This window comes from Phaeacidiphilus oryzae TH49 (assembly GCF_000744815.1).
Taxonomy (GTDB): domain Bacteria; phylum Actinomycetota; class Actinomycetes; order Streptomycetales; family Streptomycetaceae; genus Phaeacidiphilus; species Phaeacidiphilus oryzae.
Window position 1 is genome coordinate 2,795,253 of the sequence record NZ_JQMQ01000005.1, and the last position, 21,511, is coordinate 2,816,763.

17 protein-coding genes and 1 pseudogene are annotated in these 21,511 nt (G+C 73.8%); 12 read left to right on the forward strand and 6 right to left on the reverse strand.

Annotated features, from left to right (window positions below; all coding sequences use genetic code 11):
• Positions 1 to 35 precede the first annotated feature (35 nt).
• The gene (locus BS73_RS16230) at positions 36 to 839 is read left to right on the forward strand and encodes an enoyl-CoA hydratase-related protein (RefSeq protein ID WP_037573130.1); all 804 of its coding nucleotides are present in this window, start codon (positions 36 to 38) and stop codon (positions 837 to 839) included.
• Positions 840 to 903: 64 nt separating this feature from the next.
• Here the strand turns inward: BS73_RS16230 and BS73_RS16235 are convergent, their stop codons facing one another.
• Entirely contained in the window at positions 904 to 1,482 is a 579-nt protein-coding gene (locus BS73_RS16235; RefSeq protein ID WP_037573132.1) for a DNA-3-methyladenine glycosylase I, read from the reverse strand.
• A 295-nt stretch (positions 1,483 to 1,777) separates the two neighbouring features.
• A pseudogene (locus BS73_RS40965) lies at positions 1,778 to 2,077 on the reverse strand (hypothetical protein); the annotation flags it as partial.
• An 89-nt stretch (positions 2,078 to 2,166) separates the two neighbouring features.
• Here BS73_RS40965 and folP point away from each other — a divergent pair.
• Positions 2,167 to 2,979 (forward strand): dihydropteroate synthase, encoded by an 813-nt coding sequence (gene folP / locus BS73_RS16240; protein WP_051941448.1) that lies wholly within the window; start codon positions 2,167 to 2,169, stop codon positions 2,977 to 2,979.
• A 60-nt stretch (positions 2,980 to 3,039) separates the two neighbouring features.
• Here the strand turns inward: folP and BS73_RS16245 are convergent, their stop codons facing one another.
• On the reverse strand, positions 3,040 to 3,840 hold the full coding sequence (locus BS73_RS16245) for an LOG family protein (RefSeq protein ID WP_037573136.1): 801 nt from the start codon (positions 3,838 to 3,840) through the stop codon (positions 3,040 to 3,042).
• Positions 3,841 to 3,915: 75 nt separating this feature from the next.
• A complete protein-coding gene (dapE, locus tag BS73_RS16250; RefSeq protein WP_037573139.1) occupies positions 3,916 to 4,974 on the reverse strand; it encodes a succinyl-diaminopimelate desuccinylase in 1,059 nt (352 codons plus the stop codon).
• A gap of 183 nt (positions 4,975 to 5,157) precedes the next feature.
• Here dapE and BS73_RS16255 point away from each other — a divergent pair, with 183 nt between their 5' ends.
• Entirely contained in the window at positions 5,158 to 6,204 is a 1,047-nt protein-coding gene (locus tag BS73_RS16255; protein ID WP_051940000.1) for a hypothetical protein, read from the forward strand.
• A 301-nt stretch (positions 6,205 to 6,505) separates the two neighbouring features.
• Entirely contained in the window at positions 6,506 to 7,147 is a 642-nt protein-coding gene (locus BS73_RS40970; protein WP_407675016.1) for an ATP-binding protein, read from the forward strand.
• Between the two features lie 147 nt (positions 7,148 to 7,294).
• On the opposite strand, the gene dapC is transcribed toward BS73_RS40970, so the two are convergent.
• Together dapC and fdxA are read right to left on the reverse strand one after the other, a co-directional pair.
• Positions 7,295 to 8,467: a succinyldiaminopimelate transaminase gene (gene dapC, locus BS73_RS16265; RefSeq protein ID WP_084704115.1), complete on the reverse strand. Its 1,173-nt coding sequence runs from the start codon at positions 8,465 to 8,467 to the stop codon at positions 7,295 to 7,297.
• Positions 8,467 to 8,787, reverse strand: coding sequence for a ferredoxin (gene fdxA, locus BS73_RS16270; protein ID WP_018956287.1), 321 nt, complete (start codon positions 8,785 to 8,787; stop codon positions 8,467 to 8,469). The genes dapC and fdxA overlap by 1 nt, the downstream gene beginning before the upstream one ends.
• Before the next feature lie 108 nt (positions 8,788 to 8,895).
• Between fdxA and BS73_RS16275 the strand changes: the two genes are divergently transcribed.
• The 8 genes from BS73_RS16275 (at position 8,896) to BS73_RS16310 (ending at position 21,507) form a co-directional block, all read left to right on the forward strand.
• On the forward strand, positions 8,896 to 9,984 hold the full coding sequence (locus BS73_RS16275) for a GNAT family N-acetyltransferase (protein ID WP_084704116.1): 1,089 nt from the start codon (positions 8,896 to 8,898) through the stop codon (positions 9,982 to 9,984).
• Between the two features lie 187 nt (positions 9,985 to 10,171).
• Entirely contained in the window at positions 10,172 to 11,122 is a 951-nt protein-coding gene (locus BS73_RS16280; RefSeq protein WP_084704117.1) for a transglutaminase family protein, read from the forward strand.
• 110 nt (positions 11,123 to 11,232) lie between these two features.
• Positions 11,233 to 11,955, forward strand: coding sequence for a WXG100-like domain-containing protein (locus BS73_RS16285; protein WP_037573150.1), 723 nt, complete (start codon positions 11,233 to 11,235; stop codon positions 11,953 to 11,955).
• Entirely contained in the window at positions 11,952 to 15,887 is a 3,936-nt protein-coding gene (locus BS73_RS16290) for an RHS repeat-associated core domain-containing protein (protein ID WP_051940001.1), read from the forward strand. The genes BS73_RS16285 and BS73_RS16290 overlap by 4 nt, the downstream gene beginning before the upstream one ends.
• Positions 15,884 to 16,336: an SUKH-3 domain-containing protein gene (locus tag BS73_RS16295; RefSeq protein ID WP_037573153.1), complete on the forward strand. Its 453-nt coding sequence runs from the start codon at positions 15,884 to 15,886 to the stop codon at positions 16,334 to 16,336. The genes BS73_RS16290 and BS73_RS16295 overlap by 4 nt, the downstream gene beginning before the upstream one ends.
• 22 nt (positions 16,337 to 16,358) lie before the next feature.
• Positions 16,359 to 20,399 (forward strand): DUF6531 domain-containing protein, encoded by a 4,041-nt coding sequence (locus tag BS73_RS16300; RefSeq protein WP_051940002.1) that lies wholly within the window; start codon positions 16,359 to 16,361, stop codon positions 20,397 to 20,399.
• Positions 20,396 to 20,878, forward strand: coding sequence for a HEAT repeat domain-containing protein (locus tag BS73_RS16305; RefSeq protein ID WP_037573156.1), 483 nt, complete (start codon positions 20,396 to 20,398; stop codon positions 20,876 to 20,878). The genes BS73_RS16300 and BS73_RS16305 overlap by 4 nt, the downstream gene beginning before the upstream one ends.
• The gene (locus BS73_RS16310) at positions 20,878 to 21,507 is read left to right on the forward strand and encodes a DUF4291 domain-containing protein (RefSeq protein ID WP_037573158.1); all 630 of its coding nucleotides are present in this window, start codon (positions 20,878 to 20,880) and stop codon (positions 21,505 to 21,507) included. Before BS73_RS16305 ends, BS73_RS16310 begins: the two co-directional genes overlap by 1 nt.
• Positions 21,508 to 21,511: the final 4 nt, after the last annotated feature.

The window sequence follows — 21,511 nt, forward strand, 5'->3', positions numbered from 1 at the left end:
CCTTCGGCTTCCGTGCCCTCGGGCATGCTGAGGCCATGGCCGACACTCCCGTCCTGTACCGGCTCGCCGACGGCGTCGCGAGCATCGTCATCAACCGTCCCGAGGCGATGAACGCCCTGGACACCGAGACCAAGGTCGCCCTGCGGGACGCCGCCGCGCGGGCCGCGGCGGACCCGGACGTCCGGGCCGTGCTGCTGACCGGTGCGGGCGACCGGGCGTTCTGCGTGGGGCAGGACCTCAAGGAGCACATCCAGAAGCTGGAGGAGGCGCGGAACGGCGGGAAGGCCGCGCTGTCCACGGTGTCCGAGCACTACAACCCGCTGGTCACCTCGCTGGCCACGATGCGGAAGCCGGTGGTGGCCGCGGTCAACGGGGTCGCGGCGGGCGCGGGCGCGGCGCTGGCCTGGGCCTGCGACTTCCGGCTGGTCGCCGAGACGGCCGGGTTCAACACCTCGTTCGCCGGGGTCGCGCTGACCGCCGACTCGGGGGCGTCCTGGACGCTGCCGCGGCTGGTCGGGCATGCGCGGGCGACCGAGCTGCTGATGTTCCCGCGGACGGTGAAGGCGCCCGAGGCACTGGAACTGGGGCTGGCCACCCGGGTCCTGTCGGCGGCCGAACTCGCCGACCAGGCAAGGGAGTTCGCGGTGCGGCTGGCGGAGGGACCGACGGTGGCGTACGGGGCGATCAAGGAGTCGCTGGCGTACGGCGCCGGGCGGGGGCTGGTCGCCGCGCTGGAGAAGGAGGACGAGTTGCAGACGCTCGCGGGCGCGTCGGAGGATCACGCGATCGCGGTGGAGGCCTTCCTGAAGAAGGAGACCCCGCGCTTTCTGGGGCGGTAGGGCGGCAGGGCGGTAAGGCGGCAGGCGGGGCGGCCGGGTCAGCGAGCCCGCGGGCCGGTACGGCTCAGCGCGCGTGACAGTCCGCCAGGTGGTCGTTGACCAGGCCGCAGGCCTGCATCAGGGCGTACGCGGTGGTCGGTCCCACGAAGCGGAAGCCGTGCCGCTTGAGGGACTTGGCGAGGGCGGTGGACTCCGGGGTGGTGGCGGGGACGTCGGCCGGCGTCTTCGGCGCGGCGGGCGCGGGATCGGGGGCGAAGGACCAGATGAGGGCGTCCAGTTCACCCGCGCCGAGCTCGCGCGCGGCCCGCGCGTTGGCGATCGCGGCGGCGATCTTCGCGCGGTTGCGGATGATGCCGGGGTCGGCGAGAAGCCGCTCGGCGTCCGCCTCGGTGTACTCCGCGACCTCGGCGATGGCGAAGCCGTCGAACGCGCGGCGGAAGCCCTCGCGGCGGCGGAGGATGGTCAGCCAGGAGAGGCCGGACTGGAAGGCCTCCAGGCAGATCCGCTCGAACAGCGCGTCGTCGCCGTGGACCGGGACGCCCCACTCGCTGTCGTGGTACTCGCGGTAGTCGTCGGCGCTCAGCCCCCAGGGGCAGCGGAGCAGTCCGTCGGGGCCGGGAAGCGCGGCGGAGGCGGGGATCATCGATCGCTCTCGTCGGTGGGCTGGGACGCGGTGGGCTGGGACGCGGTGGGCTGGGGGCCGCTGGGCTGAGGACCGGCGGCCTGCGGGCCGGTGGAGGGCTCGGGGCCGGTGGGTCCGGCCGCCGGGGGCCCTGCGGCCGGGGCCCGGCCGCCGGCGCGGGCGGCTGGGGATGGACGGCGGTGGCGCCGTGGTGGCCGGCGCGGGAGCCGGCGAGGGCGATCTCCAGGGCGGCGATCCGCCCGTCCCGCTCCGCCAGCTCGGCGCCGAGCCGGTCCAGGACGGTGTCCACCTCGTCCATCCGGTAGCCGCGCAGCGCCATCGGCAGCCGCAGGCCCTCGACGTCCTGGCGGTTCATCGGGCGCTCGGCGGGCAGCCGCGCCGAGATCCGGTCCGGCGCGGCCTCCTCCAGGGAGCCGCCCGCGCCCAGCGCGACCAGCGCCGCGATGCCCAGCACCACGACCATCACGAGCAGGATCAGCCAGAACAACGGAGGACTCCTTCGTTTTGCCGCGAGCGCTGCGGGATCATGGTGCTCCGGGACCGTGCTGAACGGAGCCCGGACGCCCACCATGATGGACCAACCGGTCTCGTCCATGGTGGACGGTTCACCTGTGGAGGAGGAGAGAACCCTTGGCGCCGCTCAGGCTGGGACAGCGGGAGTTCGGTGACGACGAGCTCGTCATCATGGCCATCGTCAACCGGACGCCCGACTCGTTCTTCGACAAGGGGGCGACCTTCGACGACGAGCCGGCCTTCGCCGCGGCGGCGCGGGCGATCGAGGAGGGCGCCGCCATCCTGGACATCGGCGGGGTGAAGGCCGGCCCCGGCGAGGAGGTCACCGTCGAGGAGGAGCTGCGCCGGACGGTGCCGTTCGTGGCCGAGCTGCGGCGGCGCCACCCCGAGGTGGTGATCAGCGTCGACACCTGGCGGGCGGAGGTCGGGGACGCGGTCTGCGAGGTCGGGGCCGACCTGCTGAACGACGCCTGGGGCGGGGTGGATCCGGGGCTGGCCGAGGTCGCGGCGAAGCACCGGGTGGGGCTGGTCTGCACCCACGCGGGCGGGGCCGAGCCCCGGACGCGGCCGCACCGGGTCGAGTACGCGGACGTGATGGCCGACATCCTGCGGGTCACCCGGGGGCTCGCGGAGCGGGCGGTGGAGCTGGGGGTGCCGCGGGAGTCGGTGATCATCGATCCCGGCCATGACTTCGGTAAGAACACCCGCCACTCGCTGGAGGCGACCCGGCGGCTGCCGGAGATGGCGGACACCGGGTGGCCGGTGCTGGTCTCCCTGTCCAACAAGGACTTCGTCGGGGAGTCGATCGACCGGCCGGTGAACGAGCGGCTGCTGGGGACCCTGGCGACCACGGCGGTCTCGGCGTGGCTGGGAGCGCGGGTGTACCGGGTCCACCAGGTGCGGGAGACGCGGGAGACGCTGGACATGGTGGCCGCGATCGCGGGGACGCGGGAGCCGGCGGTGGCGCGGCGAGGGCTGGCGTAGCGGCGTCGCGTCGCGCGGTTCCCGCGCCACCTTGTTCCCGCGCCCCTGGTTCCCGCGGGGCTACTCCGGCCGGTGCGGCAGTGCCGTCGTGCCGTTCCGGTGTTCGCGGGCCTCGTGGAGGATCTCGACGGCCTCCTCCACGTCGTCGACGACGTGGACCAGGTCGGGGTCGGCGGGGGACGCCTTGCCCTGGCCGACCACCGTGCCGCGGAGCCACTCCAGCAGCCCGCCCCAGTACTCGCGGCCGAAGAGGACCACCGGGAAGCGGGTCACCTTGCGGGTCTGGACCAGGGTCAGGGCCTCGAAGAGCTCGTCGAGGGTGCCGAAGCCGCCGGGCAGGACCACGAAGCCCTGGGCGTACTTCACGAACATCGTCTTGCGGACGAAGAAGTAGCGGAAGTTCAGCCCCAGGTCGACGTAGCGGTTGAGGCCCTGCTCGAAGGGGAGCTCGATGCCGAGGCCGACCGAGGTGCCGCCGGCCTCGTGGGCGCCCCGGTTGGCGGCCTCCATCGCGCCGGGGCCGCCGCCGGTGATGACCGCCCAGCCGGCCTCGGAGATCGCCCGGCCGAGCTTGACCCCGGCCGCGTACTCGGGTGAGTCGACCGGCGTGCGGGCCGAGCCGAACACGCTGATGGCGGGGCCGAGTTCGGCCAGCGCGCCGAAGCCCTCGACGAACTCGGACTGGATGCGCAGCACCCGCCACGGGTCGGTGTGCAGCCAGTCGGCCGGTCCCGCGGTGTCCAGCAGCCGCTGGTCCGTGGTGCCGGCGTCGATCTGGCCTCCCCGGAGGAGGACCGGCCCGCGGTACTTCTCCTGCTGCTGCCGTGGCTTCTGCGCTGCGCTCTTGTCCTTGTCCGTCATGAATGCAGGGTAGTGATAGCCGGGCCAAGTCGCGGTGAACTGGGCGTTTCGTCCCGGCGGCCCGGGCCGGGCCGGTCAGGAGAGCCAGGCGCGGAGGCGCTTCTCGCATTCCAGGACGGCGGAGCGGGAGCAGTGCTCGTCGCGGGTGTGGGCCAGGTTGGGTTCGCCGGGGCCGTAGTTGACCGCGGGGACGCCGAGGGCCGAGAAGCGGGCCACGTCCGTCCAGCCGTACTTGGGCTGGGCGGTGGCGCCGGTGGCGGCGATGAACGCGGCGGCGGCCGGGTGGCCGAGGCCGGGGAGGGCGCCGGGGGCGGTGTCGGTGAGCTCGATCTCGAAGCCGTCCAGCACCTCGCGGACGTGCGCCAGCGCCTCCTCCTCGGTCCGGTCGGGGGCGAAGCGGAAGTTGACGAGGACCGTGCACTCGTCCGGGATGACGTTGCCGGCGATGCCGCCGGAGATCCCCACCGCGTTGAGGCCCTCGCGGTACTCCAGGCCGTCGATGACCGGGTGGCGGGGCTGGTAGTCGGCGAGCCGGGCGAGGATCGGAGCGGCGGCGTGGATGGCGTTCTCGCCGAGCCAGGAGCGGCCGGAATGGGCCCGCCGGCCGCGGGTCCTGACGGCCACTCGGAGCGTGCCCTGGCAGCCGCCCTCGACCTGACCGCTGCTCGGCTCCATCAGCACGGCGAAGTCGGCGGCCAGCCACTCGGGGTGGTCGCGGGCGAGCCGGGCGAGGCCGTTGCGCTCCGCCTCGACCTCCTCGCAGTCGTAGAAGACGAAGGTGAGGTCGCGGTTGGGCGCGGTCATCCCGGCGGCGATCCTCAGCTGTACGGCGACGCCGGACTTCATGTCCGAGGTGCCGCAGCCGTAGAGGAGGTCGCCCTCGGTGCGCGAGGGGACGTTGTCCGCGATCGGGACGGTGTCCAGGTGCCCGGCGAGGAGTACCCGCTCGGCCCGGCCGAGGCTCGTCCGGGCGACCAGGGCGTTGCCGTCGCGCAGCACCTCCAGGTGCGGGAGGGCGCGCAGGGCGGCCTCGACCGCGTCGGCGAGCGGGCCCTCCGCTCCGCTGACCGACGGGAAGTCGACGAGTCGCGCGGTGAGCTCGTCGGCGGGCAGGGACAGGTCCAGATGGGTCATGGCTGACCAGGGTAGACGGCGTGGTCCATGAGCACCGGGAAAGGGCCTGGTGGGAGTGGGGTGGGCATTCCGCCGCCGCGGGCCCGTACGTCCCCTGAGGGGGTCTTCGACTCGGTACCGTTGCCTCCCGGGCTCGGGGTGGTTCCCGAAGAGCCGGGTTGGGATCTGGAAGAAGGACCTCGAGTGAGTCTCAGCGACCTCATGGACGCACCGGACAACCAGGGCAGCAGCGCCGTCTACCGCACCCGCCGCCGCCGGCCCGGCCTGCGACTGCTCGCGGTGCTGGTGGCGCTGGCCGTCGTGGTCGGCGCGGTCGTGCTGGTGCTCGAACGGACCCGGGTGATCCCGGTCACCGTGCAGTGCGAGGTCGACTCGACCACGGGGGTGGTGCAGCTCTCCCCGGACCAGATGGCGAACGCGGCGACCATCTCGGCGGTGGGCACCTCCCGCTCGCTGCCGCAGCGGGCGATCACCATCGCGCTGGCCACGGCGATGCAGGAGTCCCATCTGGAGAACCTGCCGGAGGGCGACCGGGACTCGGTCGGGCTCTTCCAGCAGCGTCCCTCGCAGGGCTGGGGCACCGCGGACCAGATCTCCGACCCGGTGTACGCCACGAACAGGTTCTTCGACGCGCTGGTGCAGGTGCCCCACTACACGCGGATCCCGTTGACCGAGGCCGCGCAGGACGTCCAGCACAGCGCGTACCCGACGGCGTACGCGCAGCACGAGGCGGACGCGACCACCCTCTCCGGCGCGCTGACCGGCCGTGACCCGGCGGCGCTGAGCTGCCAGATGAACGACGTGGGCTCGGTGACGGCCGGTGCGGTGAGCGCGAGCACGGGGCTGCAGCCGGGGGCCGAGGCGGTGGCCTCGGGCCTGCGGAAGGAGTTCGGGGGGACGGTGCGGACCCGGGCGGTGCGGTCGGCGGGCGGCACGGGGTCGGACGGTACGGGGTCGGGCGGCTCCGGGGCCTCGCCCTCGTCGGCGGCCTCGGAGGGGCTGGTGCTGGAGGCCGTGCCGCACGGGGTGTCGGACGACGCCCGGCAGGGCTGGGCGCTGGCGCAGTGGGCGGTGGCGCACGCCGCCGCGCTCCACCTCTCCGAGGTGTCCTGGGGCGGCAAGACCTGGAGCGGCGACCAGTCCACCAAGGGATGGCGGGCGGACCCCTCGGCCGGATCGTCCTCGGTGCGGATGACGGTTGCCGCGGGCAAGGGCGCGCAAGCCTCCTGATGCGCTCGGCCGAGTGAGGGACGGTCAACCGCATTTGACGTGGGGACGGTCCGCGAGCGGTCTTGGCGGCGATCTGTGGAGAAGGCTCCGTGAAGGGCGCAACCTCCCTACCGGGCAAGGGCTGAGACGTTTCTGCACCACCCCCCGCGCCACCCTCCCGAAACGGGGCGAATGGTGACGAAGAGTCAGATCACTTGGTGAAGTCTTTACTTAAACCGGCCGCAACCTTCTCGGCGCTCCGGCGGTAATCACCACGTCCGCCCGACGGACGGGATCTGTCCTCTTCTCCGTTAGGAGCAACATGTCTCACCCCCTCACGCGCCGGATCGCCCAGGCCGCCCTGGTCATGGCCGCCGGAGCGGCTCCGTTGGTCGCAGCCGGCTCCGCCTCGGCCGTGGACCTGCCGCAGACCCCGGATCTGGGTGGGCTCACCAACCTCGACCCGAGCCACCTCGGCGACTCGGTCGACGGCGCCGCTCACGGCGCCGGGCAGCAGCTCGGCTCGACCGCCGGCGACGCGGCCCGCCAGGGCATCCCCACCGTCGCCGACGTCGCCGGGGACGCTGCCCGCCAGGGCATCCCCGCGGCCCACCAGGCGCTCGGCGGCCTGACCGGCAAGACCGCCCAGACCCTGGGCTCCACCGCCGCCACCACCGGTGGTCTGGCCGGGCACGCGGCGCAGAGCGTCCACCGCGGGATCCCGGCGGACGGGGCGGGGGCGAACCCGCTGGGGTCCGTCTCCTCGCTGCCGGGCTCGCTGCCGGTGAACGACCTGCCGCTGAACAGCCTCACCTCGGGGGCCACCCAGAAGTCCATGCCGGCGACCGCGGAGAACCGGCTCGGCGGGGTGCCGGGGCTCGGCGGCGCCCAGGGTGCGGGGCTGCCGGTGGTCGGCGGGCTCCCCGTGGTCGGGGGGCTGACGAAGACGCTGCCGGTCGGCTAGTTCCCGAGCGGAGGGCGGGTGGGTGGGGGTTCGGTATTCCCCGCCCACCCGCCCTTCTCCGCTGACGGGGCGTCAACCAGGCGCCCCGGTTCTCAGCGCCGCAGGCGCGAGAACAGGGGCGCGGGGAACTGCGCGGTGCGCCGCCCGTCAGGCGCCACCGGTCAAGCGGATCACCGCGGCGTCGACGCGTTCGTCGGTCGCGGTGAAGGCGACGCGGACGTGGCGGGAGCCCGCCTCCGCGCCGTAGAACTCGCCGGGGGCGACCAGGATGCCGAGGTCGGCCAGGGCCGCGACGGTGTCCCAGCAGCTCTCGTCCCGGGTGGACCAGAGATAGAGGCTCGCCTCGGAGTGGTCCACGCGGAAGCCGTACGCCTCCAGCGCCTCGCGCAGCGCCGTGCGCCGGCGGGCGTACCGCTCCCGCTGCTCGGCGACATGGGCGTCGTCGCCCAGCGCGACCGCGGCCGCGGCCTGGACCGGAGCCGGCGTCATCATCCCGCCGTGCTTCCGCACCTGGAGCAGCTCGTGGAGCAGCCCGTCGTCACCGAGGAGGAACGCGGCCCGGTAGCCGGCCAGGTTCGACCGCTTGGAGAGCGAGTGGACGGCGACCAGGCCCTCGTAGGAGCCGCCGCTCACCTCGGGGTGGAGGATCGACACGGGGTCGGCCTCCCAGCCGAGTTCGAGGTAGCACTCGTCGGAGACGACCAGCACCCCGCGCTCCCGAGCCCACTCCACGATCTCCCGCAGCCGGTCGGCGGCCAGCACCCGGCCGGTCGGGTTGGACGGGGAGTTGAGCCAGAGCAGCCGCAGCCGGGACACCACGTCGGCGTCCAGTTCACGCGGATCGTCGACGTAGGAGGCGTAGTCGGCGCGGGCCAGTCTGGCGCCCACCTCGTAGGTCGGATAGGCCAGCTGGGGATAGGCCACCACGTCGCCCGGGCCCAGTCCGAGCTGCGTCGGCAGCCAGGCGACCAGCTCCTTGGAGCCGACCACGGGCAGCACGCCGTGCTCGTCCAGCGCGGTCGCGCCGAGCCGGCGCCCGGCCCAGCCGAGGATCGCGTCGCGGTACGCCCGGGTGCCCCAGACCGTGGGGTAGCCGGGGGTGTCCGCGTGCTCCCGCAGGGCCTCCTGGATCAGCGCCGGGACCGGGTCCACCGGGGTGCCGATGGACAGGTCGACGATGCCGTCCGGGTGTTCGAGCGCCCGCTTCTTGTAGGGCTCCAGGCGGTCCCAGGGGAACTGGGGCAGGAGCGCGGAGACGGTCCGCGCCGCCCCCCGGTCAACACCGGAGGACGGCGCGGCCTGCGCGTCGGCGCGGGTCATCACTGGTTCTGCGGCGGAAGCGCGGCGATGAACGCGTGGTCGCGCTCGATCAGGCCGAGCTTGGAGGCGCCACCGGGCGAGCCGAGGTCGTCGAAGAACTCGACGTTCGCCTTGTAGTAGTCCTTCCACTCCTCCGGGGTGTCGTCCTCGTAGAAGATGGCCTCCACCGGGCAGACGGGCTCACAGGCTCCGCAGTCGACGCACTCGTCCGGGTGGATGTACAGGGATCGCTGGCCCTCGTAGATGCAGTCGACGGGGCACTCCTCGATGCAGGCCTTGTCCTTCACGTCGACACAAGGCTGCGCGATGACGTAGGTCACGCTGGTGTTCCTCCTCATTCGGGCTGGATCGCGCGGGGAGCGCGGCGTCGTCGATGCCCGGACCTAGTATCGCGGTTTCGGGTCGTCGAATGCACAGGAGGTACCCCCATGACGGACCACGTCGGGCAGCGGCCTTCGGGCGGGGATACCCGGGGGTTCCCGGACTCCCTCGCCATCACCCCCTCTGACCTGGGGCGACGCGTGTCCGTTCGCCGGGTTCTCGACATCCGGGACGGGCGGCCGGTGTACGGCGACGTCCTCGGCACCCTTCTGGACTGGCGCGGCGGGCGGCTGGTCGTGGAATCACGGGACGGATCCCGGGTGGAGATCGCGGAGGAGTCGGTGGTCGCGGGGAAGATCGTTCCGCCGGCGCCGGTCCGCCGCGGGCGGCGCGCCGTCGCCGCGCATCTCGCCCCCTCGGCCGAGGAGCTCCAGGCGGTCGGCGCGCGGGGCTGGCCGGCGCTCGAGACGGCCCGGCTCGCGGCCCCGGCGGCGCCGTGGCTGCTGCGCGCGGCCCGGGGCTTCACCCGCCGGGCCAACTCGGCGCTGGCGGTGGAGGACCAGGCCGGCTCCGCCGATCTCGGTGCGACCGCACGCCGGCTGGTGGAGTGGTACGCCGACCGCGGCCTCCCCGCGCTGGCGCAGGTGGTGGACGGGAGTCCGGCGGCCGCCGGCCTGGAGGAGCTGGGCTGGGGCGCGGAGGGGCACGCCGTACTGCGGACGGCGCCGCTCAGCGCGCTGCTCACGGCGGGGAGCGAGGGGGCGGCCGGCAGGGGCGTCCGGTTGGAGCGGACGCCTTCGGACGCCTGGCTGGCCGAGTACGGGAAGGTGTCCGACCCGGAGACCGCGCGGGCGGTGCTGGCCGGCGGACCCTCCGTGTGGTTCGCCTCCGTCCCGGCCGGGGAGGCCGAGGGCGGGAACGGCGAGGACGGCGAGGACGGCTGCGCGGCGATCGGGCGCTGTGTGGTGGACGGCCGGTGGGCCGGTTTCGCCGCGGTGGAGGTCGTCCCGGCGGCCCGCCGCCGCGGGCTCGCCAGCACGGTGATGGCGGCGCTCGCCGAGCGCGCCGCCCAGGAGGGCGCGGACCTCGCCTATCTGCAGGTGGAGGCGGACAACGGACCGGCCGCCCGGCTCTACGACAAGCTGGGCTTCGCCGAGCACCACCGCTACCACTACCGGCGGGCCCCGCAGGACTGAGCGGAGGACGAACTGATGCCTCGTCAGCCGGACGGCGCGAGCTGCCCGGGCGAAAGCCCCCCGAGGCCTTAGAATCCGGCGGCATGACGGAGGAGAGCAGGGCGCGGTTCGCCGCACTGGCGCGGAGCCCCGAGCCGGACCTGGCGCGCCTCTGCCTCCTCATCGGCTGCGAGGCCGATCCGGGGCTCTGCCCCGGGGCCGCGCCGGAGGCAGGACCCGGCGAGGAGGCCGCTCCCGGCCCGGCCGCGGAACCGGGCTCCGACCTGCTGAACGACCTGACCGGCGACCTGGCCGGCGGCCTGTCCGGCGGCCTGTCCGGCGACCTGTCCGGCGACCCGGCCGACGACCTCGGCGGCGGCCTGAACGACCCGCTGGGCGCGCCCCCGGCTCCGGCGCCGACTGGGAGCCGGAGCCCGGCAGCGCCTTCGCCCGCCGCCTCGGCGAGCTGGACCGGCTGGCCGCCGCGGTCCGTGCGGCCGGCCCGCCCGGGGAGGCGCCGGCCGCGGTGGCGGCCCGGCTGGCCGGGGTGCTGGCCGGACGGGCCGAGTTCCGCGGCGGCTCCGGGGCGTACCGGCGGCTGGACTCCTCGCTGCTCCACCGGGTGCTGGAGCGGCGGCGCGGGCTGCCGATCCTCCTCTCCGTGGTCTGGGTCGAGGTGGGCCGGAGGGCCGGGCTGCCGGTCTACCCGGTGGCGCTGCCCGGGCACTTCGTGGTCGGGGTCGGCGATCCGGAGGGCGAGTTCGTGCTGGCCGACCCGTTCCACGGCGGGCGGCTCCTCACCACGGAGGACGCGGCGGCGATCTCCGCCCAGTCCGGCACCCGGCTGACCTCCGACCTCCTCTCCCCGGCCGAGCCGCTGGACATCGTGTTGCGGGTGCTGAACAACATCCGGGCCTGGGCCGCCGCCCGGCCGGAGCACGCCCGGGTGCAGCTGTGGGCGGTGGAGCTCTCCCTGCTGCTCCCCCGGCATCCGGCGCAGCTGCGCCTGGAGCGGGCGGAACTCCTGGTCAAGCTGGGCGACTTCCTGACCGGCGCGGCCGAGATGGAGGGGTTCGCCAAGATTCTGGACGCCTTCGACCCGGAGTCGGCGGCGCGGGTCAGGCTGGACGCGAAGGCCGCCCGTCACAGACTCAACTGATTACTGTTCCAGGCCTGTCACAGGAGATCGACTAACCTTCCCTGGGTGGTGGCCTGTCAGGCACCGTTCATCCCGTTCGTTGTACATCGATCTGTTCCCAGGGGGGCCTCATGGCCATGGAGCTACCGCACGCAGTGGTCAAGATCCTCGATGTCATCGGTGTCACCTGGCCAGAGATCAACGAGGACAAGGTACGCGAACTCGCGGACCACGTCAGGGACTTCGCCTCCAAGGTGGACAACTCCCACCAGGACGCGACGGCCACCCTGAAGCGGCTCTCGCAGGGCTACGAGGGCGCCTCCTACGACGCGATGATCGCCAAGTGGGCAACGATGTCGAGCTCCCACATGAGCGAGCTGCAGACCGCCTGCTCCACCGTCGCCACCGCGCTGGACGGAGCGGCGACCGCGATCACCGCGCTGAAGGGCGCCGCGATCGCCGAACTCGCCGCCCTGGGTGCCGCGTTCATCGCCGACCAGGCCGCGGCCGTCTTCACCTTCGGGATCGCCGAGGCGGCCCTGCCCGGCATCGAGCTGGCCGCCCGCACGCTGATGAAGAAGCTGGTCAAGGACCTGGAGGACAAGCTGGTCGGCGAGGTGGTGGAGGCCGCCATCTCGCCCCTGGAGGACACCGTCGCCAAGGCCGTCAGCGGGCTGGTCTACCAGGAGGTGTCGGCCGGGGTCACCGAGGCCGCCGGAGGCGCCGGCAGCGGCTTCCGGATCCACCCGGACATCGTCAGGACCGCCTCCGACACCATGCGCTCGCACGCCGAGGACATCGCCTCGCACGCCCAGCAGCTCTCCACCACGGTGGCCGGAATGAGCTTCGAGTGAGCGAGATCGCACAGATCGTCAAGGACGGCGCCCGGAGGATCGGGAAGTCGCTCGGCGAGGACGCCGGACGGGCCGTCAAGAAGCTCTACCACCAGACCGGGGACAACCTCGACCGGGTGGTCAAGAACCACGTCGAGAACGACGCCAAGCACGCCGACGACCTGCGGAGGCTGCACCGCGGCGAGGAGACCGAGCACGCCCCGAAGTCCCCGCACTCCCCCGGCGGCGGACAGGGCGGCGGCCACGGCGGCGGCGGGAACGGGCACTCCTCGACCCCCGCCGCGCCGAACAAGCCCGCCCCCGGCAGCCGGAAGCCGAAGCTGGACGGCATCGGCCCGGCCCGCAACCAGGCCGAGAAGCCCCACGAGTCCAGTCGCGACGAGGACTCCATCTGCCCCGGCGGCGAGCCGGTGGACATGGCCACCGGCCGGATGTTCATCGAGCAGCTGGACGTCTCCCTGCCCGGCGCCCTGCCGCTGCAGATCACCCGGAGCTTCGAGTCCGGCTACCAGGCCGGTCGCTGGATGGGCCCGCGCTGGGTCTCCAGCTTCGACGAGCGCCTGGAGGCCGACCAGGACGGCGTCGTCCACCTCGGCCGCGACCGCAGCGCCCAGGCGTACCCGCTGCCCCAGGCCGGCGGGCCCGCCGCCCGGCCGGCGGCCGGACCGCGCCGGGAGCTGCGCCTGCTGGCCGACGGCAGCCGCTACCGCCTCACCGACCGGCGCCTCGGCCTGGTACGGGAGTTCACCCCGCTGGCGGGCAGCAGCACGGCGCTCCTCACCCTGGTCCGGGACCGCTCCGGCAACCGCGTCGAGTTCGAGTGGGACGAGGACGGCGCCCCCGTCGCCGTCACCCACTCCGGCGGCTACCGGCTGCTGGTCACCACCGAGCGGGGCCGGGTCACCGCCCTGCGGCTGGCCGGCGCCGACCAGGACGGCCACGACGTCCTCCTGGCCCGGTACGGCTACCAGGACGGCCATCTGACCTCCGTCTACAACTCCTCGGGCAAGGCGCTGCGGTTCGCCAACGACGCCTCCGGCCGGATCACCTCCTGGACCGACCGCAACGGCACCGCCTACCACTACCGCTACGACGGCCACGGCCGGGTGGTGGACCAGGAGGGCTCGGACGGCTCGCTCGTCTTCCGCTTCTCCTACGGCGATCCGGACCCGGAGACCGGGATCCGGGTGCACACCGAGACCGACGGGCTCGGCCACAGCACCGAGTACCACGTCGACGAGCGCGCGCAGATCGTCGCCCAGGTGGACCCGCTGGGCAACACCACCCGCTTCGAGCGGGACGAGCACCACCGCCTGATCGGCCGCACCGACCCGCTCGGCCGGACCACCCGCTTCGACTACGACGCGGCCGGCGATCTGGCCGAGGTGGTCCACCCGGACGGCGAGCGGAGCACCGCGTACTACCTGGACGGCAGCAGCCTGCCGGTGGAGATCACCGAACCGGGCGGCGCCGTCTGGCTCCAGGAGTACGACGAGGCCGGCCGCCGCATCGCGCTGACCGACCCCTCGGGCGCGGTCACCCGCTACGGCTACGACCGGGCCGGGCACCTGGCCTCGATCACCGATCCGATCGGGCGCACCACCCGGGTCCGCTGCGACGCGGCCGGGCTGCCGGTCGAGGTCTCCGATCCGGACGGGGCGACCGCCCGCTACCGCCGCGACGCCTTCGGCCGGGTCGTCGAACTCACCGACCCGGCCGGCGGGGTGACCCGGGTCGGCTGGAACACCGAGGGCCGGGTCACCTCGCTCACCGACACCGAGGGCAACACCGAGCGCTGGCAGTACGACGCCGAGGGCAACGTCGTCTCGTACTCCGACCGGACGGGCCGGATCCGCCGCTACGAGTACACCCCGTTCGAGACGCTGGCCGCGGTGGTGGAGCCGGACGGCTCCCGCCTGGAGTACGCCTACGATAACCGGATGCGGCTGGTCGCGGTCACCGACGGGGAGGGCCGTAGCTGGCGGTACACCTACGACCCGGCCGGCCGGCTGGTGGCCGAGACCGACTTCCACGGGCGCACCGTGGAGTACGAGGTGGACGCGGTCGGCCGGATGACCGCCCGGACGAACGCCGAGGGCCAGCGGGTCTCCTTCGCGTACGACCACTCGGGCAACCTGGTCGCCAAGGACGTGGACGGCGCCGTCACCGAGTACCAGTACCGGGCGGACGGCCTGCTGGTCCGCGCCACCGGGCCGGACACCGAACTGGCCCGCACCCTGGATCCGCTGGGCAACCTCCTCAGCGAGACGGTGGACGGCCGCGTGCTGCGGCACACCCGGGACGCCCTCGGGCGCAGCACCACCCGCCGCACCCCCGCCGGCCACGTCAGCAGCTGGTCCTACGACGAGGCCGGCCGCCGGACCGCCCTCACCACCTCGGCCGGCTCCCTCGCCTTCCGCTACGACGAGGGCGGCCGGGAGGTCGAGCGGAGCTTCGGCGAGCGGCTCACCGTGGCCAGCCGCTGGGACGCCGGCCACCGGCTCGCGGCGCAGACCGTGCGCACCCCGGACTCCGTCCTCCAGCAGCGCGCCTGGAGCTACACCGAGTCCGGCGAGGTGACCGGCCTGGAGGACCTGCTGGCCGGACCGCGGCGGTTCGAGCTGGACCCGGTCGGCCGGATCACCGGGGTCAGCGCCGAGGGCTGGTCCGAGCGCTACGCCTACGACCCGGCCGGCAACCTCACCGAGGCGCACTGGCCGGCCGGCGAGAACACCCGGGAGGCGGTGGGCGAGCGGGAGTTCAGCGACGGCCTGCTGGTCGGCGCCGGCCGGGTGCGGTACGAGTACGACGCCGCGGGCCGGGTGGTGCTCCGCCAGGTCACCCGCCTCTCCCGGAAGCCGGACACCTGGCGGTACACCTGGGACGCCGAGGACCGGCTGACCGAGGTCAGCACCCCGGACGGCACCCGGTGGCGGTACCGCTACGACCCGTTCGGCCGCCGGACCGCCAAGGTCAGGCTGGCCGAGGACGGCGTCACCGAGGCCGAGCGGACCGAGTTCACCTGGGACGGCTCGGTCCTGGTCGAGCAGACCACCCGCGCCGAGTACCTGCCGGCGCCGCACACCCTCAGCTGGGACCACCGCGGCCTCCAGCCGCTGTGCCAGACGGAGAGCGTCCGCGGCCAGGGCGGGGGCGAGGCCGGGGCCGGGGCCGGGGCCGGGGCCGAGGGGCAGGACGAGGTCGACCGCCGGTTCTTCGCCATCGTCACCGACCTGGTGGGGATGCCCACCGAGCTGGTGGACGCGGAGAGCGAGGAGGTCGTCTGGCGGGCCTCCCAGACCGTCTGGGGCAACCTCACCTGGCCCGCGCGGAGCTCCGGCTACACCCCGCTGCGCTTCCCCGGCCAGTACTTCGACCCGGAGACCCGGCTCCACTACAACCTCAACCGCTACTACGACCCGGAGACCGCGCGCTACACCAGCCCGGACCCGCTGGGGATCGCCCCCGGGCCCAACTGCCACGGCTACGTGAGCAATCCGATGGTGCTCTGCGACCCGCTGGGTCTGGCTCCGGCCGACCCGGACGAGCTGCTGAAGAAGGACCTGATGGACCTGGCCAAGGCCCGGGTCAAGCACATCGGCGACACCCTTCCCGAGGGCGAGCGGATGCCGGGCGCCTTCGCCGTGGGGAAGGACCGCACCACCGGTAAGGTCTACTACGGCGAGAGCGGGCCCGAACACGACCACGCGCCGGCCGTCCAGGACGCCCTGCCCGGCGAGTCCAGAATGCCCAACGGCCGCCCGCCGGGCGTCTGCGCCGAACCCCGGATGTTCACCAACGCGATCCGGGACGGGGCGGACCCGAAGAACCTGGACATCGTGACCGTCAACGACCGGGGCAAGAAGTTCAAGATGTGCAAGAACTGCGCCAGTTGGGTCCCGGACTTCACCGGAAAGGTACTGACAGGATGAGCGGCGGACCCGCCCGGGAGGCGCTGGAACGGCTGCGGGAGGCGCTGCCCCCGGTGGAGCGCTTCGAGTACGGCCCGGTGGACGTGCCGGCCGCCTGCGCGCAGTACGCGGAGGCCGGCTACCCCGTCACCGACCAGCTGCGCGGGTTCCTCGGGGACTACGCCGAGCTGGAGTTGGCCTGGCTCTTCGAGGACTGGGAGGAGCTGCTGGACACGACGGTGGAGACCGCGCTCAGCGTGCCGGCCCGGAACGTCCGGATCGACGCCGACCGGGTCGGCAAGCCCCTGCTGCCGATCGGGAGGGCGTTCGACACCGAGGAGGCCGTGCTGCTGGCCCCGGACGGCGAGGTCCTGCTCGGCGGCGACGCCGGAATGCAGCGGGTGGCGTACGGATTCCCGCAGGCCGTCAAGGCGATCGTGACCGGCGAGTGGGACAAGACCTTCTTCTGAGGCGCGGGGGCTGGGGCACCGAGTGAGCGAGATATCCGACATCATCAAGGACGGCGCCCGGAGGATCGGGAAGTCGCTCGGCGAGGACGCCGGACGGGCCGTCAAGAAGCTCTACCACCAGACCGGGGACAACCTCGACCGGGTGGTCAAGAACCACGTCGAGAACGACGCCAAGCACGCCGACGAGCTCCACCGGCTGCACGGCCACGGCGACCGGGCCAAGAGCCCCCACGTCGGCGGGGGCGGCGGCAGCCCGCGCCCCACCGCCAAGGGCGGCAGCGGCAGGGAGGGCGGCGGCGGCCCCTGGCGCGAGAGCCCCTCCCCCCATCTGAAGGACTCCTCCCCCGACCCGCACGGCACCTCGCGCGACCCGAACTCCCGCCGCTGCGTCGGCGACCCGGTGGACGTCGCCACCGGCGAGGTGGTGATGGCGCAGCAGGACGCGGCGCTGCCCGGCGCGCTGCCGCTGCTGCTGAACCGCACCCACGTCTCCTCGTACCGGGCCGGCCGCTGGTTCGGCCCCAGCTGGGCGTCCACCCTGGACCAGCGGGTCGAGCTGGACGAGGAGGAGGCGCTGCTCTCCGGGGACGACGGGACGGTCCTCCACTTCCCGCTGCCCTCCCCCGACCGCCCGGAGGGCGCGGACGGCGTCGAGGAGCCGCTGCGGCCGGTCACCGGACCGAACCGGCGGATGTATCTGGAGGACGGCGGCGAGCGGGTCCGGGTGGACTCCCCCGGTTCCGGCCTGAGCTGGCACTTCGGCACGCCCGACGGCCGCGGGCCGGACCGCTCCGAGCGGAACGTGCTGCGCCTCCCCCTGCTGGCGCTCACCGACCGCGGCGGCGACCGGATCGACATCGCCTACGGACCGGACGGCGCTCCCCAGGAGATCCGGCACTCCGGCGGCTACCGCATCGCGGTCGACACCGACGGGCCGCGGATCACCGCCTTCCGGCTGCTCGGCCGGCCCGACGCCCGGCCGGCGGCGGTCGCCCAGAAGGACACCGACCGCACGGTGATGCTCGACTGGTCGAAGCTGCCCGACCCGCAGGCCGACGATGCGCCCGAGGCGACCGCCTCGGTGGAGCTGGTCCGGTTCGCCTACGACGAGCACGGCCACCTCTCCGCCGTCACCAACTCCTCCGGGCGCCCGATGCGCTTCGAGTACGACGAGGAGGGCCGGCTGCGCCACTGGACCGACCGCAACCGCCGCCGCTTCCGCTACCTCTACGACCGCCAGGGCCGCTGCACCCAGGCCCGCGGCGACCAGGGCCACCTGGACAGCGTCTTCCGCTACGACACCGAGGCGGGCACCACCACCGTCACCGACTCGCTCGGCCGGCAGACCGTGTTCCGCCACAACGAACTCGGCCAGATCACCGAGGAGACGAACGCGGCGGGGCACACCACCCACCGCGAATGGGACGAGCACGACCAGCTGCTCTCCGCGACCGACGTCCTCGGCCGCCGCACCTCCTTCGAGTACGACGCGGACGGCCTCCTCTCCGCCGTCACCCACCCGGACGGCAGCCGGACCACCACCGTCCACAACTCCCTCGGCCTGCCCGTCGAGGAGACCGGGCCGGACGGCACGACCCTCCGCTTCGGCTACGACAGGCAGGGCCGCACCACCTCGGTCACCCGCGCGGACGGAACGGTCGCCCGCTACCGGTACGACGAGCGGGGGCACCTCGCCGAGGTCGTCGAGCCCAGCGGCGCCGTCACCCGGGTCACCTGCGACCCGGCCGGTCAGCCGGTCGAGATCACCGACGCCTTCGGGGCCGTCACCCGCTGTCTGCGGGACGCCTTCGGCCGCCCGGTGGAGCTGGTCGACCCCTCGGGCGGGCGCACCGCCCTCACCTGGACCGTCGAGGGCCGGCCCGACACCCGGACCGGTCCGGACGGCCGCGTCGAGCGCTGGCGCTGGGACCCCGAGGGGAACCTCCTCCGCTACACCGACCGCAACGGCGGCACCACGGTCTTCGAGTACACCCACTTCGACAAGGTCAGCGCGCGCACCCAGCCGGACGGCCGGCGCTACACCTTCGGCTACGACACCGAGCTGAACCTGGTCCGGGTCACCGACCCGGACGGCCGGGAGTGGCGGTACGAGTACGACGAGCTGGGCCGGCTGGTCGGCGAGACCGACTTCAACGGCCGCACCCAGCGGTACCGGCTGGACGCGGCCGGCCAGCGGCTCGCCCGGACCAACGGCGCGGGCCAGACCGTCTCCTCCGGATACGACCTGCTGGGCCGCGAGATCAGCCGCAGCACCGAGGCGGGGTCCTCCACCTACTCCTGGGACGCGGCCGGGCGGCTGGTCGCGGCCGAGGGGCCGGACGGCGTCCGCCTGGAGCGCACCTACGACCCGGTGGGCCGGCTCCTCTCGGAGACCGTGGACGGCCGGACCCTCGTCTTCCGGCACGACGAGGTCGGCCGCCGGATCGAGCGCACCACCCCGTCCGGGGCGAGTACCGCGCTCGCCTGGGACGCCCTCGGCAACCTCACCGGGCTCACCGCCTCGGGCCAGCGGATCGGCTTCGAGCGGGACGCGCAGGGCCGCGAGACCCGCCGGGTCTTCGGCTCCTCCCCGGGGCAGGGGCCGGTCCTCGACACCACCTGGGACCAGCTCGGCCGGCTGCTCGGCCAGACCGTCACCGGCGCCGCCGGCGAACGCCGCCGCACCCACCGCTACCGCGCCGACGGCGTCCCGATCGGCCTGACGGACAGTCAGCGGGGCGAGCGGGAGTATGTGCTGAACCCGATGGGCCGGGTTCTCGCGGTGCTCGGCGAGGACTGGACCGAGAGCTACGGCTACGACCGGGCCGGCAACCTGGTGCACTCCGAGCACCCGCACCCGCAGGCCGAGCTGTCCGGCGGCGAGATCACCTACGAGGGCACGCTGGTGCGCGGCGCCGGCCGCACCACGTACCGGAACGACGAGCAGGGCCGGGTCGTGGAGCGCACCGAGCGCACCCTCTCCGGCAAGACCCGCACCTGGACCTTCAGCTGGGACGCGGACGACCGGCTCACCGAGGTGGAGGTGCCCGGCGGCAGCCGCTGGCGCTACCGGTACGACCCGCTGGGCCGGCGGATCTCCAAGCAGCGGATCACCGAGAGCGGCGAGGAGGCCGAGCGCACCGAGTTCACCTGGGACGGCCCGCTGCTGGTGGAGCAGACCTCCTACGGTCCGAAGCTGCCCGGCCCGTACACCCTGACCTGGGACCACGACGAGTTCCGGCCGGTGCTGCAGACCGAGCGGCTGGGCGCCGCCGCCCGGAACGGCGACGAGGTCGAGCTCGACCGGGGCGAGGTGGACCGGCGCTTCTTCGCCATCGTCTCCGACCTGGTCGGAGCGCCGACCGAGCTCCTCTCGGCGGCGGACGGAAGCACCGCCTGGCGGGCGGACAGCACCCTCTGGGGGATCACCGCCCCCGCCGACGGCGGCGCCAGGACCACCACCCCGCTGCGCTTCCCCGGCCAGTACTACGACCCGGAGACCCGCCTCCACTACAACCTCCACCGGTACTACGACCCGGCCGCGGCCCGCTACCTCAGCCCCGACCCGCTGGGCCTGGCCCCGGCGCCCAACCCCCACGGCTACGTCGGCAATCCGCTCACCACGGCCGACCCGCTGGGCCTCGCCTGCGAGGACCCGGAGACGTTCTACCGGGGGATGTCCACCGGCGAGCTGGAGAACCAGCTCAAGGCCACGGGCACGCTCTTCCCGAAGTACGGCGAGACCTTCGTCACCCAGGACCGGGCGTACATCGAGCAGTTGAGGGCGCGCCACCCCGAGGACTACGAGCATCTGGTGCAGTTCACCATGAAGCCGGGGACCCGCCAGGCGCTCCTCGACGCCGGATCGCGGGACGATCCGGCCTCGGCGTCCATCAAGGACCTCGGTCTCGACCACCTCCCGGTGCTGCAGAAGAGGCAGCCCCACCGGGTGCACATCAAGGCGGAACTCGGATTCCTCAACTTTGGCCTGCGGAGGAAGTCGGCGCATATATTCAACGACCGGATCGAGAGCTACACCACCGTCCCCTGGGGAGAACAGTGACGCCCGAAGAACTCATCGCCCAGCTGCGCGACCCCGGGGTCCCCTTCACGGAACGACGCGACCGGATCGCGCGGCTGCCCGACTCGCGGGCGACCATCGCCGCGGCCCTCGACAAGGCCACCGCCGCGGCCGACTGGGAGGCGGTCGAGTACCTGCTGATGGCCGCCGCCGCGCAGCCCGATCCGGGGTATGTGCCGGCCCTCTCCCGGGCTCTGCGCAGCGGGGAGCGGCAGGTGCCCGTCGAGGACGCCCTGGAGGTGCTGGCGGCGATCGCCGATCCGGGGACGGTCGGCCTCCTCAAGGACGTCGCCCTGACCGAGCACGACTGGGACGAGTTCGACCAGATCGGGATGAAGGCCGTCCGGGCCCTCCGGAGGATCCGCACCCCCGAGTCCACCTCGGCCCTGGCCGAGCTCGCCGAGCGGGGCAGCGAGAACGTCCGGGCACTGGCCGGGGAGACGGTCGAGAACCGCCGGTGATGTCCTCCGCACCGCATTCGGCGGGGCCCGGCCCGCGCGTCCGCGAGATCCGGGCCGCCCATGACGCCGACTCCCTGACGGTCTATCAGGCCTATCCGGCCGCCATCGCCGACGCGGCGCTCGCCGCCGGCACCTTCGTCCCGCCGTTCAAGCGCGAGCGGATGACCTGGATCAAGCCCTCCTTCCGCTGGATGATGTACCGCTGCGGCTGGGGGCGGAAGCCGGGCCAGGAGCGGGTGCTGGCGATCCGGATCCGGCGGGACGGGTTCGCCTGGGCGCTCGCCAACTCCTGCCTCAGCCACCCGGACGGGGAGGTCCACGCCTCGCACGAGCAGTGGAAGCGGCAGCTGGCCGAGAGCCCGGTGCGCGTCCAGTGGGACCCCGAGCGCGACATCCGGCTGCAGCCGCTCCCCCACCGCGCCATCCAGGTCGGCCTGACCGGCGAGGCCGTACGGCGCTACGTGGAGGACTGGATCCTGGACCTGACCGACGTCACCGAGCTCGCCCACGAGGCCCATTCCCTCGTCCGCTCCGGGGAGGCCGGCGCGGCCGAGGCGCTGCTCCCCGCCGAGCGGCCCTATCCGATCTCCGCGGAACTCGCCGCCCGGATCGGAGCGAGCGCCGGCTGACCGG